Source organism: Lacrimispora sanguinis (assembly GCF_044987295.1).
Taxonomy (GTDB): Bacteria; Bacillota; Clostridia; order Lachnospirales; family Lachnospiraceae; genus Lacrimispora; species Lacrimispora celerecrescens_B.
In genome coordinates this window covers 5,136,881-5,149,127 of record NZ_CP173277.1, presented here as the reverse complement: position 1 = coordinate 5,149,127, position 12,247 = coordinate 5,136,881, and the positions used below count along the sequence as shown (strand labels likewise).

12 protein-coding genes are annotated in these 12,247 nt (G+C 42.0%); 3 read left to right on the top strand and 9 right to left on the bottom strand.

Annotated features, from left to right (window positions below; all coding sequences use genetic code 11):
* The first annotated feature begins 192 nt into the window (after positions 1-192).
* Positions 193-561 (top strand): helix-turn-helix domain-containing protein, encoded by a 369-nt coding sequence (locus ACHZES_RS24070; protein ID WP_038284442.1) that lies wholly within the window; start codon positions 193-195, stop codon positions 559-561.
* Here ACHZES_RS24070 and ACHZES_RS24065 read toward each other — a convergent pair.
* The 8 genes from ACHZES_RS24065 to ACHZES_RS24030 form a co-directional block, all read right to left on the bottom strand.
* Positions 558-1,115: a DUF2318 domain-containing protein gene (locus ACHZES_RS24065; RefSeq protein WP_395547544.1), complete on the bottom strand. Its 558-nt coding sequence runs from the start codon at positions 1,113-1,115 to the stop codon at positions 558-560. The genes ACHZES_RS24070 and ACHZES_RS24065 overlap by 4 nt on opposite strands.
* 195 nt (positions 1,116-1,310) lie before the next feature.
* The gene (locus ACHZES_RS24060; RefSeq protein WP_395547545.1) at positions 1,311-3,188 is read right to left on the bottom strand and encodes a sulfite exporter TauE/SafE family protein; all 1,878 of its coding nucleotides are present in this window, start codon (positions 3,186-3,188) and stop codon (positions 1,311-1,313) included.
* 141 nt (positions 3,189-3,329) lie between these two features.
* On the bottom strand, positions 3,330-3,776 hold the full coding sequence (locus ACHZES_RS24055) for a chemotaxis protein CheX (protein WP_038284446.1): 447 nt from the start codon (positions 3,774-3,776) through the stop codon (positions 3,330-3,332).
* Complete coding sequence (locus ACHZES_RS24050; protein ID WP_038284448.1) at positions 3,769-4,194, bottom strand: bacteriohemerythrin; 426 nt, start codon at positions 4,192-4,194, stop codon at positions 3,769-3,771. The genes ACHZES_RS24055 and ACHZES_RS24050 overlap by 8 nt, the downstream gene beginning before the upstream one ends.
* A 114-nt stretch (positions 4,195-4,308) precedes the next feature.
* Entirely contained in the window at positions 4,309-5,091 is a 783-nt protein-coding gene (locus ACHZES_RS24045; protein WP_154521021.1) for a shikimate kinase, read from the bottom strand.
* A gap of 395 nt (positions 5,092-5,486) precedes the next feature.
* Positions 5,487-7,160 carry a methyl-accepting chemotaxis protein gene (locus tag ACHZES_RS24040; protein WP_395547546.1) on the bottom strand — a complete coding sequence of 558 codons (1,674 nt, stop codon included), beginning with the start codon at positions 7,158-7,160 and terminating at the stop codon, positions 5,487-5,489.
* A 675-nt stretch (positions 7,161-7,835) separates the two neighbouring features.
* Positions 7,836-9,059 (bottom strand): DUF438 domain-containing protein, encoded by a 1,224-nt coding sequence (locus ACHZES_RS24035; RefSeq protein ID WP_395547547.1) that lies wholly within the window; start codon positions 9,057-9,059, stop codon positions 7,836-7,838.
* Between the two features lie 99 nt (positions 9,060-9,158).
* A complete protein-coding gene (locus ACHZES_RS24030; protein WP_038279497.1) occupies positions 9,159-9,347 on the bottom strand; it encodes a ferredoxin in 189 nt (62 codons plus the stop codon).
* 273 nt (positions 9,348-9,620) lie between these two features.
* Here ACHZES_RS24030 and ACHZES_RS24025 point away from each other — a divergent pair, with 273 nt between their 5' ends.
* Together ACHZES_RS24025 and ACHZES_RS24020 are read left to right on the top strand one after the other, a co-directional pair.
* The gene (locus ACHZES_RS24025; RefSeq protein ID WP_089987470.1) at positions 9,621-10,028 is read left to right on the top strand and encodes a cytidine deaminase; all 408 of its coding nucleotides are present in this window, start codon (positions 9,621-9,623) and stop codon (positions 10,026-10,028) included.
* Between the two features lie 47 nt (positions 10,029-10,075).
* Complete coding sequence (locus ACHZES_RS24020; protein ID WP_395547548.1) at positions 10,076-10,447, top strand: nuclear transport factor 2 family protein; 372 nt, start codon at positions 10,076-10,078, stop codon at positions 10,445-10,447.
* A gap of 80 nt (positions 10,448-10,527) precedes the next feature.
* Here ACHZES_RS24020 and hcp read toward each other — a convergent pair whose 3' ends face one another.
* Positions 10,528-12,159 (bottom strand): hydroxylamine reductase, encoded by a 1,632-nt coding sequence (hcp, locus tag ACHZES_RS24015; RefSeq protein WP_395547549.1) that lies wholly within the window; start codon positions 12,157-12,159, stop codon positions 10,528-10,530.
* Positions 12,160-12,247 lie beyond the last annotated feature (88 nt).

Here is a 12,247-nt window from a genome sequence, read left to right as displayed (position 1 = left end):
TGGGCGTCCCCTCCGGCGTTGGCAAAGATCACAATAATACTAATTTTTCCATGGTCTCCAAAAATATGCTATCCTGTTATCTTGTATTTTTCGAGTACTCATGTTATTATTATGGCACTAATTGCGAAATTTGCAAGTATGCACTTTTTTGTGTTATAGTACCCAAAATGATACTAAAGGAGGAGACTATCGATGAACAGCGACTGCACAACTTATCATTGCCCGGTGGATGCCACATTGGATATGATCGGAGGGAAATACAAAGCCCTCATCTTATGGCACTTAATAGGCAATACCCTTCGGTTTGGAGAGCTGCGTAAGCTCATCCCCCAGGCAACGCCCAAAATGCTCACCCAGCAGCTGCGGGAACTGGAGGAAGATCATTTAATCATCCGAACCGTATATCCGGTAGTGCCGCCAAAAGTGGAGTATATGCTTTCGGATCTGGGTAACAGCATCCGTCCGATACTGGAAACCATGTATAATTGGGGAGCAGATTACTTAAGGGAGAATGGCCTTACCGTAAGCTGCTCCATGAAATTCCCCACAAAAGATTCTTAATAAGAAACTTTCCAGTTTGCAAATATCTCCTTAGATTCCTTAAGGAAATCATAAGAGATCGTGATGGACTCGTCTGTCACGGTCTTTTCCTTGTCAAAAATAGGCCAAGGATTGCATCCGCCTGCTTCCACTTCCACCCGGCTCATAGGAAAACGGTTTCCGCAGTTCTGGCACACAAGAACATCTCCTTCCTGCTTATAGTATCCTCTTCCTGAATCATAGCATACCTGGCAGGTGTTAAACGCTGTCCGGATCGTTCCATCCGGAGCCTTAACTGCAATGACCTCCATCTGGGTACCGTCTACATCAACCGGATAAAATTGGGCCGTACTTGAAATATCCTTTACTGGAATTGCAAGTGCATCTCCACTCCCTACCTTTTGAGCATTTTCTGCCGCTGCTTTGGTTGGTTCTGTTGTCTCTTCTGCCTTTTCCTTGGGAGCGCATGCGGTTAAAGCTGCGGCAGCTATCACCATAGCTGCCAGCTTCATTGCAAACCTGCTGCGTTTCTTTCCGTTTCCCTTGTCATATCCGTTCTTAAATTTCTGTAACATGTAAATGTCCTCCTGAATTTATACTTTGTTAATTCTTTTTCTGTTTATCTCTCATAAAAAACATTGCTATGATAATACCAAAAATCGGGAGTATGCAGTGCCAGTGACTTAATAATAAGCTCAAAATCCGTTCTCCTTTCCTCTTTCTTGCCCATCTTTCCAGGACATTGAGGTATTCCTGGATCGATTCCCTGTTTATCCGCAGCAGGAACCGCCTGCTCCCTGGAAGGTATCTTCGGGCCAGATAAGGGTCTTAAAGCCGCTTATTTCCTTCTTGATTGCGTCCATATCTATATTATTTAAATCATCCACAACCTTGATATACCCATAAAAGGCATTGTCCCCGGTAGAAAAGTCAAAGCTTCCCGCGGGTGTGAAATAAAAGCTGTTTTCCCCCTCTTCAAGGGGAAGCTGGGTTGCAAAATCCGGAACAAGAAGCTGGGTTCCATAGGTGTCACCTGAGGTACTGTCAATAATATTCCATTCCACATCCACACCGGATTTCACCACTGCCGCTGCAGGTTTAAAACCTTCATCCGTAAGTTCCATCGTAATTTTCTGAATGCTGTTTCCATATTCATCTGTGGCGTCTTCCGCAACTGCAATCTCATCCGTTGGAATCGTATAACCGGCGGCTACCGGTTCTTGCGGCGCATATTGCTTCAATACACCCTCACCATCAGAGCCTGAATCGCCCTTTACATCTCCCTCTTCTGTCACGGAGATGGACCCGCGGATCATCCCCATCCAGCAGCTATAAGAGATCTTCCCTGTTTTTTCAGGAGTAAATTCAATGACATTTTCTCCGGTCTTAAAGGAATATTCAATGCCAAGATCCCGGATAATCATCCGGTTGTTACAGCCGTTTATGCTTCCCTGGGGTGCATCGATAATCCATTTTACCGGAATCCCCTTCTGAACATTGATGTTGGGATATTTGCCTGGAGAAAGCGTACTGTTTACGATCTGTACTCCGTCTTCTATTTTTGTATCGTTCTTTTTCTCCTGGTCACCGGCGGCATAGGCGTTATTCCTGCCATTTGGGAATAAGTCTGGTACCTGGAATCCTGACAGACTCATTCCCTGGGAAAACATGGACATACCTAATACCACAACCAGCACCGCTCCCACTGTCATGACCTTGCTCGTGAACTTTTTCCCCAATGCTGAGGAGAGTGCTCCAAGTCCGAACATCAGAGGTACGGTACCAAGGCTGAACAGGAACATGGACAGCGCGCCGGAAAAAGGGCTGCCGGTAGACAATGCGTAGATCTGCATCGCCTGTAAGGGGCCGCATGGCATAAGACCGTTTAGCAGACCTACGATTAATGGACTGCTGCTTTTTGATTTTTCTTTATCAATTTTTCTTGCAAAAATTTGAGGCATTCTGGGATTCAACCTGCGAAGCCACGGGAAAATACCCAACATGTTTATGCCCATAATGACCATAAATAATCCGGCAGCCAGTTTTAATACTCCTTGAAGAGTATTAGAGAACGTAACTACGGAACCCAACGCTCCCACCAGGAAGCCTACCGCAGTGTAAGAGATCACCCGTCCCAGGTTATAAAGAAAGGTCGGCCGGAATGTGGAAAAACGGCTCTTATCTGAAGCAGCATCTCCGCTTTTCGGAATACACTGGGACAGATTGATTCCGCCGCACATCGCCACGCAATGAACGGATGTTACAAGGCCGATGACAAACAGCATTCCATAACTCATCTTTTCGTCTGCCAGCTGGCTGGGCGCAAGCAGATTTAAAAGCCCGAATTGCTGGATCAGCATATATAAGGAAACAATGATGAGCAGGATTCCTATGGCCCGATTGCCATCAGGTCCCTTCTTTTCCTGATCTGTTATTACCTCGTAATCCAGACCTTTAATAATCCCCACAATGCTTTTATACGAAATGATATCCGTATCAAAGGTAATGACAGCAGTTCCAGCGCTGTAACTCACTTCCACGTTTTCAATTCCAGCCGTGTTGCGCAATTTTTTTTCAATTTTATTTTGACAGCTGATACAGGTCATCCCGCCGATCCGTATTTTTTTAGTTCTTACAGCAGATCCCATCGTCTGTCCTCCTTTTCAATTTCTGAAAAAAGAATAGCAGGGCGATATGTAGAAGTTGTGTAGATGAGATTTTTTTTCAAAAAAATACACGTATATACCATCCGTTCAAATAGTATACACGTGTCTATTATGTATTTAAAATTACTCTGCCTGATTAAGCCTTATATCCAGACAAACATCTCCGATGGATGTGGTCACACAACAGGCATTATGGAATGTATATTCTCCGCTCTCATCCGGCTTACGTAAAACCGGGGGAAGGATATCACAGGTCAAATCCTCACCTGCAAGCATGGTAAGAACGTTTCCACTGATAATATTGGCAATCTCAGATACGGCAGAGGTAACAAACTCATCCACTGCATCAAATTCCATGCCGCTCATAATATTTACGATGCCGAGAGATGTCTCATGAGGAAGACGGTAAATCACTTCCCCCTTTAAATCTCCAATAAAGCCGATGGATACATCTAGTTCATCATCGCATGAAAAGGAATCAGCAGGGTGGTCTGAAACATCGTTAAGTTCAAGCATCAGCTTAAATACATTCCGGGTTGCTTCTAGAAAGGGTCCATAAAGATCAGTCATTCTTCGCTACCCCCTTTGAAATCGCATAAGCGGCGATGCGCTGGTCTTCTGCTGCTACATGGTTGATAAGCCATGCCATTAGCTTTCCGGCAAACTTCTGCATCAGCTGCTCGTCATAACCGCTGCTCTCATATTCTTCCGTAACTGCAAGAACATAATTTACCATATCGGTATGGATCTTCTTATGCTCCTCCCTGCCCGGATAACTGATTTTCTCCTGGTAAGCTTCCTCATCGCGGAAATGCTCTACCACATATGCATTCATAAATTCCAATGTTTCGTTAACCTTTTCTACTTTCTCATCCCAGGAAGCGGAGGAACGTAACACTTTCATAAAAACCTCGACCCGCTGAAACAGTTCCATATGCTGTACATCAATCAACGGAACTCCCAACTCATACTTATCCTTCCAAAGCATTGTTTTCCTGTCCTTTCTGTTAAAATATACCGGCTCTCAAGCCGGTATATTCCTTATCATTAGTTCTGATTTAATTTTGTTTATGCCTGTATTATAACACGATTCGGTTACAAGTCAATGTTCAAATTGCAACAGAGAAAGAAACAATTCTTCACATATTTGCTGTACATTTTTATGATCCGTTTCTACAATTATATCCGCTGCTTTTTCATAAAAATCCTTACGTTTTGCCATAAGCTCTTTTATGAATTCCACGTTCATATTTCCATTTAAAATTGGACGTCCGCCATCGTCCTTTACTCTCTCCAAAATGGTTTCAGGGCTGGCAGTCAGAAGTACGATACAGCTGCTCTTTTTTAGATTTTTAACATTTTCCTCACGTATTACCGCACCGCCCCCGCAGGAAATAATGGTCTGGCGGCAGCTTTGCAGATTAAGGATCGCATTGCTTTCGCAGTCCCTGAAGTAATCCTCTCCGTATTTATCAAATATATCACGGATGGGCATCTTCTGATCTTCCACGATCATGGCATCTACATCCACTTCCTTCATGGCCAGCATATCCCTTAAGTATTTGGATACCGTACTCTTACCTGTTCCCATAAACCCAATCAAAGCAATGTTATGGTCAAACAGACTTTTGCTTTGTACGCATTTGCTTTCCTCATCAATCGTTTCAAATATTCTTAATAATTCGGCGTAATAAGCATGATCTCCTATTGCGGCAAGTAAGGTTTCGTTCCTGCGTTTTTCCTCTTCCATCTGAAATATAGAAAGTCCTTGCTCCTTTTTGCATTTCATGATCTCTGCTGCGTAACTAAGACGCCGCATCAGAAGGTCTAAAATTTCCATATCACAGCGACCCAAATCTTTTTTAATATCATTCAGCTCTCTCATATGTCCCTCCATAATAATCTTTTCGTTCCTTTATATTTTTTACATTATACATAATATAGAGGTAAACTGTAAAGCAATTCCTTCGGAATTAAGTAGAACAAATTTACTCATTTTTCATATAAATTCGTTGTTTGGAGGAAATGACACGCGCAAACATCACGAATTGTATCTAAACGACCCGCGTAAAACATCTCCCGACAAACTGAAAACAATAATTCGCTATCCGATTATCAAGTAATATGAGAGAATTATTATTGAGATAGTAAATGTCTTTTCCCTGCTTGCAAGGTTTTATATAATAAGGTACAAATAACGGATGACGCGAATAATATATCGCTTCATCCGTTTTCTGAATTATGATTCATCTGCTCCGCTTTACCGGGAATACAGTACCTCTATTTTAAGAGTCTGAATCTGCCCACTTCCTGTTGAAGCATCTGCGCCTGGGCAGCCAGTTCTTCACTGGAGGAAGAACTTTCTTCTGCGGTCGCAGCGTTTGTCTGGACAACTGCGGAAACCTGGTATAATCCCTGATTGATCTGCTCGATCACCTGTACCTGCTGGGAAGAGGATTCTTCGATTCCTCTGATCGCCTGTTCCACAAGCTCCGCCTGCTCTGCTACTCCCTTAAGAACTCTTGCCGTCTCATCGGCTAATTTCTCACCCTCTGCAACACTAGTCACCGAATGTCTGATCAAATCAGCCGTCTGCTTGGCTGCCTCCGCAGATTTTCCGGCAAGGCTCCTGACTTCGTCCGCGACCACTGCAAATCCTTTGCCAGCCTCTCCTGCACGAGCGGATTCCACAGCCGCATTAAGTGCAAGAATGTTCGTCTGGAATGCAATATCTTCAATCACTTTCGTTATGTTTGAAATTTTATCAGAGGCCGATCCAATTTCCTTCATCGCCTCATTCAGTTTTCTCATGTATTCGTTGCTCTCATTCATCCCGGCACCGGCCTGTCCAACATAGGCAGCAGCCCTTTGAACATTTCTCGCATTTTCTTCCGTCTGTTCTGCTACGCTGCTGACGGAAGCATTCAGTTCCTCAATCGTAGCCGCCTGCTCTGCAGTTCCGGAAGCAAGAGCTTGTGCCGCAGAGGAAACCTGTTCAGCCCCTGCATTAACCTGATCGGATGCAGAACTTATTAAAAGCAGTGTGCGGTTTAAATCTTTTCTGATTTTCTGCAATGCAAGCCCAAGGATATCCTGGTCAGAACGCAGGGGGACTTCATTGGTAAAATCGCCGTTGCTGATCCTATCGGCAGCCTCTACCTGTTTACCAATGCTGTCGATCATTTTAGTAAAGGCATTGGCAAGCTGGCCGGTCTCATCCTTTGAGTCAATGTTACCCAGCTCCACATCCACATGTCCCAGGGCAATCCGGTTGGCGGCCTCCACTACCTGCTCAATTGGCTGACTGATCATTTTCGAGATTCTTATTCCTAAAAATATTGCTACACCAGCTCCGGCTGCAACAAAAAGAACCAGAACAACGGTCAGCCAGAATGCAGTATCATGATTGGAATTATTGGTCCTTCCGGCTTCCGCCATTCGGTTATCGATTAATTTATTGAAATTATCAAACATCTTTTGAATATTATTTGTTTCCTGAAAGAGTGCCTCCCATGCGGCATCCCCATTACCGGCTTTAGCCTCATCCATACACTTCTCTACGGCTGGCTTAAAGGATTCATTAAATAGCGAAACAGACTCATCCAAAAGGGCAGAGGATTCCGGATTGGTTATGGTCTTGCGGTAATCCTCTATGCTGGACAAAAAATTCTCCGACCCACTGTCAAAGCTTTGCTTCAGTTCATCAAGTTTCTGGGCATCTCCCGCATAGATCACCATGGCTCTGGAGTCCACCCGGAACTGGTACAGACTTTCAAGCGCCTGAAACAGATCTTTCATTGGAGCCGTCTGCCCTTTGTACAAGTAAGTATCCATCTGGCTGATCCTGGCAAGTCCGGCAATTCCCGCGCCCCCGACCAGCAACATAATAAGTGCCAGGCTTAAAAACCCCGTCAGCAGCTTTCGCGAAATACTGAAATCCTTAAAGCTTTTCATTTTATTTCCTCCCTGTTCTCTTAGGTATAATTAAAAATAGGACAATCTGCTTCCCCATCTGTGAGCGCGATGCTGTCCTTACGAACGGATTCGCAGTATATTTGGTACTGCGGTTCAGAAGAAATAACATGATAGTTAAAGGGTTAAATAAGTCTATGACGGAGAATATGACGGCTTTTAATTTCTGCCTACCGGATTGATTGTAGTGTCGTCTTGTGAAACAAGGTTACATTTTCTACATGAAAAAGCGCAGACACAGTACATTTTGTTTTCACCAAATAAAAAAGTGAAAATACATAGGGCCACAAAATGACGATGTTATTGACGGCTGATATACAATTTTTCAGAAAAACATTCGCAATCTGGCACGATTATTCAAACAAAAGTTCTTTTTTATTGCCTCAATTTATTACTTTATTTGATAATTGACAAATAATATTATTCCATTGTATAATAAATGTTGTCGAAATATACATAATTTTGTAACCGCAGTACCAAATATACTGCGGCTTTTTATTTGATTTATTATGCTAATTAAATAACTTTCCCGTATATTATATAGGGCTTTTTGTATATATTTTAGCTAAATCAGCTCAGATCAAGTCATAAACATGACTCAAAAAAACCGGCCAGAGCATAAAAGTCTCTGGCCGGACGGCTATACATATGAAATTTCTATTCGGAAAGCAGCCTCTTTTCCCCGGTGATCTCTTGTATTGGATTTATATCCTGAGTCACTTCCAGAACACCAAGATACTCTCCTTCATGACTTCTCACCGCATAATAGCGGATCAAGATATATTTTCCAGCCATTTTGATCCAGAAGTCTTCCTGGTCTTTTCTTCCGGCTTTGAAATCTTCAACAATCTTTTCAACAACATGAACACTGGCCGGCGGATGGCAGTTGGAAACATTTCTGCCGATAATGGCTTTTGTTCTGGGGAAAGCTCTCTCCTTTCCTTCTGAAAAATACTTTACCACATCATCCTTATTTACAAAGGTAATGTCAAAGGGGAGCGTATTTAACATAGATGTCAGTTCTTCTAACTTAAATTCTCCGGAAGGAAGTTTAATAAGACCTGTTTCTCTTTCTTCCTTTATCTCCGTCTTCTCTTTTCCCTTGTCGTCTGCGGCAGGATTCCACTTCGGTACATGGTCAATCATAAAACCTATTTCTCCGCTTTCATCAGCAATTGTTTTCCACTCTTCCTGGGTCAGTTGTTCTAAAAGCATGGGAGCCATGATATTTTCTTCTTTAAATATCATTTCAGAGATTTTATCCAGTAATTTTTCAATTTTCTGTATCAGGGTTTCATTGACTTCTGCGTTCATATCAAGTAATTCCACTGTTTCTTTCACTTGATTCCTGATTTCATCATCCACTCCCCACATAACCTTTGGAGGTGCCGTGATTCCGTACTTCTCCATATATGGAAACAGCAGATTTTCCTTCTTTCCATAATGAATGGATAAGTCTTTTAATTGATTTACACCTTCTTTAAGCTTAATAAATTCTTCCTTAACATTATCTTTTGCCAGAACCAGATATGGACGGATTCCGTTTTCAATAATATGAACAATTTTCTTATTTTCTCTGATCAGCACATTTAGCGGATGTCCAGGAATTAACGTTGGATCATTATCAGGCTGGTGGATTTCCTCTATAGAACCTTTAAAAACTGAGGCATGGACATCACAAAGCTTTTGTACCTCCTCCACCGGCAAACCATCTGCGATCAGGGCTGTTTCAGCTGCAGAAATTTCAGAGGCGGACACTCCATGAAAAGCTTCCTCAAACAGCTGCTTGACCTCTTCTACTGATTTTCCTTCATGTAGTTTTTTAATGATCTCTTTTATCGCATTTTGTCTCATTTCGCGATTGTTAATATATTCACTCATAGAATTCCTCCTTCTCCCACGGGGCGAATCTACTTCTTAGTATAAAAAACGCCCCCGTCTGATTGGATCATTTCCCTCAGAGGGAGGCGCTCTTCCTGATTATTCTACTGTAATTACCGAAACAGGACAGCCTTCCTGCGCTTCTACTGCTGTTTGCTCCGCAGACTCCGGCACTTCATCAACATATGCTTCCGCAGGTCCGTCATCTCCCATTCGAAACACCTCAGGACAAACCGATGCACACAGCCCGCATTCAATACAACCCTCTCTATCTACCGTTGCTTTCATATCAACAACTCCTTTCCCAAAGATATCTTTATTGTTGGTAATTTCTTTACAAATTATCCATTTTTTAAAGATATGTTTTATTTTTTTCAGAATACCACTTCCATGGTTTCCTGTATGTTGTAATTACAACATTTTCCATTTTTATTAATAAAATCATCAAAATACATGGCAGAATATAAAATTGTATAGAAGTTTTGGCATAAATATGATACATTTTTTGATAACAGGCGATGTTGATAGGAAGCGAATCGATTGGGCAAAGGAGAATAATTGATGAACACATGGAGCGAGATGTATGACAGGGCAAAACAGGTTCAAAATTCAAGAACAATTTCACCGTTTATTGAAGCGGGCGGAGTTGCCGCAGCTATATTAACAGCAAATAACAACATCTATGTTGGGGTTTGCATCGATACCAGTTCTTCGCTTGGAATGTGTGCGGAACGCAATGCTATTGCAAATATGATAACCCATGGGGAAAGTAAAATAATGAAAGTACTTGCAATTATGCCTGACGGAAACGTCGGCCCGCCTTGCGGAGCCTGCAGGGAATTTATGATGCAGCTGGATAAGGATAGTAAAAACATTGATGTGCTTATGAATTATGATACTTTAGAAACAATGAAACTTGGCGATTTATGCCCGAATTGGTGGACAGACAGCCGTTTTAATCAAATCTGAAGCACCAAAAGAATGTGACTAATGATTTAAACTAACAGGAGTTTAAAATGTGGAAGAAAATATTAGTTGAAAATTATTTTCAGGCATGGATCGAAAAAGATGCAGATATGCTAAAGACGATCTTTTCAGATGAAATTATATACAGTGAATGTTATGGTCCGGAATATCATGGAATCCAACAGATTTTAAAATGGTTTGTTGATTGGAATAAGGCAGGAACCGTTTTAGAGTGGTCGATGAAGCGGTTTGTTTCAGAAGGAAATACAACGGTTGTAGAATGGTATTTTAAGTGCGATTATAACAATGTAATCGATGGATTTGATGGAGTTTCAATAATTGATTTTGATGGTAATAAGAAAATTAAAGTATTAAAAGAATTTCAATCGAAAGCAGAACATTATTTTCCCTACGAGGAATAAATCAGAGCAAAACAGAGAGGCCGCAAAACCAACTCACGTTAGTTATGCAGCCCCTCTTTTATTATGCCGGTAGCCGGTTATTATTCATTCATGAAGAATTCGATGTCATCTTCTACAGTACCTATTCCTGCAATACCAAATGTTTCAACAAGAACCTTGGCAACGTTTGGAGACAGGAAACCAGGTAATGTCGGTCCTAAGTGAATATTCTTCACTCCTAAGTAAAGCAGTGCAAGAAGTACGATAACGGCCTTCTGCTCATACCATGCGATGTTATAAGCAATTGGAAGTTCATTAACATCATCAAGACCAAATACTTCCTTTAATTTCAGCGCAATGACTGCCAGGGAATAGGAGTCATTACACTGTCCTGCATCCAGGACTCTTGGAATTCCGCCGATGTCGCCCAGTTCCAGCTTGTTGTATCTGTATTTTGCACAGCCAGCTGTAAGAATGATGGTATCGCTCGGAAGCTGCTTTGCAAACTCTGTGTAGTACTCTCTGGATTTCATTCTGCCGTCGCATCCTGCCATAACAAAGAACTTTTTAATGGCTCCGGATTTCACAGCATCAACCACTTTATCTGCAAGTGCCAGTACCTGATTATGGGCAAAACCGCCTACAATACTGCCTGTTTCAATCTCATCAGGAGAAGGAAGCTTCTTTGCCATTTCAATAATAGCTGAAAAATCCTTCTTTCCGTTTTCATCTGCAGGAATGTTTGGACATCCTGGGAAGCCTGCAGCGCCTGTTGTAAAGATTCTGCCTGCAACTTCAGGAGTTTTTGGAGGAACAATACAGTTTGTGGTAAAAAGAATCGGTCCGTGGAAGGACTCAAATTCACCAACCTGCATCCACCAGGAGTTTCCGTAGTTACCTACAAAGTTGTCATATTTCTTAAATGCAGGATAATAATGAGCAGGAAGCATTTCTCCATGGGTGTAAACATCCACTCCTGTTCCCTTTGTCTGCTCTAAAAGCTGTTCCATATCAGTCAGATCATGGCCGGAAATAAGAATGGCCGGGTTCTTTCTGACACCGATATTAACGGATGTGATTTCCGGATTCCCATAGCGTGATGTATTGGCCTCATCAAGAAGAGCCATTCCTTTAACACCGTATTCACCGGTCTTTAAGGTCAGGGCAACCAGATCATCGGCTGTTAAGCTATTGTCAAGAGTTGCAGCCATTCCTTCGTATATAAAGGAATAAATGGACACATCTTCTTTTCCGATGTTGTATGCATGCTCTGTATAAGCAGCCAGACCCTTAATTCCGTAGATGATCAGCTCTCTTAAGGAGCGGATATCTTCATTTTCTGTTGCAAGAACTCCTACGGAAGAAGCCTTGGAAAGCATGGATTCTCTGGAATCTACAGTAAATACTGCTGCATCCTGATTTCCGTTGTATCCTGTATCCTTTGCAAGCTGGTCTCTTAATCCAAGAACCTTTACGATCTGTGTTTCTATTGCATCCGCATCAAAGTTTGCGTTTGTGATCGTAATAAAGAGACTTGTAAGTACCTCGTGATTGATTGTATGAAGCTCTGCAGCATCTGTTTTTGTCTTTACAACAATTTCAGAAATGCCCTTTACTGCATAAACGAGCAGGTCCTGAAGCTTTGCAACCTCCTCATTCTTACCACAGACACCTTTAATGGTACAGCCTGTGTTTTTTGCTGTCTCCTGACACTGATAGCAAAACATGCTCATATTCCATTACCTCCTATTGTATATTTTCTATGCACAGCACCTTTTTTTCAGTGCTCTTGCTTTCTTTTAAAAGGATACCACTGGAATA

Excerpts from the sequence above, each read along its gene's own strand:
- ACHZES_RS24045 (WP_154521021.1), bottom strand. The coding sequence starts at position 5,091 with ATGAGAGAGCTGAATGATATTAAAAAAGATTTGGGTCGCTGTGATATG.
- ACHZES_RS24065 (WP_395547544.1), bottom strand. The coding sequence starts at position 1,115 with ATGTTACAGAAATTTAAGAACGGATATGACAAGGGAAACGGAAAGAAA.
- ACHZES_RS24030 (WP_038279497.1), bottom strand. The coding sequence starts at position 9,347 with ATGAAAGCAACGGTAGATAGAGAGGGTTGTATTGAATGCGGGCTGTGT.
- ACHZES_RS24070 (WP_038284442.1), top strand. The coding sequence starts at position 193 with ATGAACAGCGACTGCACAACTTATCATTGCCCGGTGGATGCCACATTG.
- ACHZES_RS24020 (WP_395547548.1), top strand. The coding sequence starts at position 10,076 with ATGTGGAAGAAAATATTAGTTGAAAATTATTTTCAGGCATGGATCGAA.
- ACHZES_RS24035 (WP_395547547.1), bottom strand. The coding sequence starts at position 9,059 with ATGAGTGAATATATTAACAATCGCGAAATGAGACAAAATGCGATAAAA.
- ACHZES_RS24025 (WP_089987470.1), top strand. The coding sequence starts at position 9,621 with ATGAACACATGGAGCGAGATGTATGACAGGGCAAAACAGGTTCAAAAT.
- ACHZES_RS24050 (WP_038284448.1), bottom strand. The coding sequence starts at position 4,194 with ATGCTTTGGAAGGATAAGTATGAGTTGGGAGTTCCGTTGATTGATGTA.
- ACHZES_RS24040 (WP_395547546.1), bottom strand. The coding sequence starts at position 7,160 with ATGAAAAGCTTTAAGGATTTCAGTATTTCGCGAAAGCTGCTGACGGGG.
- ACHZES_RS24055 (WP_038284446.1), bottom strand. The coding sequence starts at position 3,776 with ATGACTGATCTTTATGGACCCTTTCTAGAAGCAACCCGGAATGTATTT.
- ACHZES_RS24060 (WP_395547545.1), bottom strand. The coding sequence starts at position 3,188 with ATGGGATCTGCTGTAAGAACTAAAAAAATACGGATCGGCGGGATGACC.
- hcp (WP_395547549.1), bottom strand. The coding sequence starts at position 12,159 with ATGAGCATGTTTTGCTATCAGTGTCAGGAGACAGCAAAAAACACAGGC.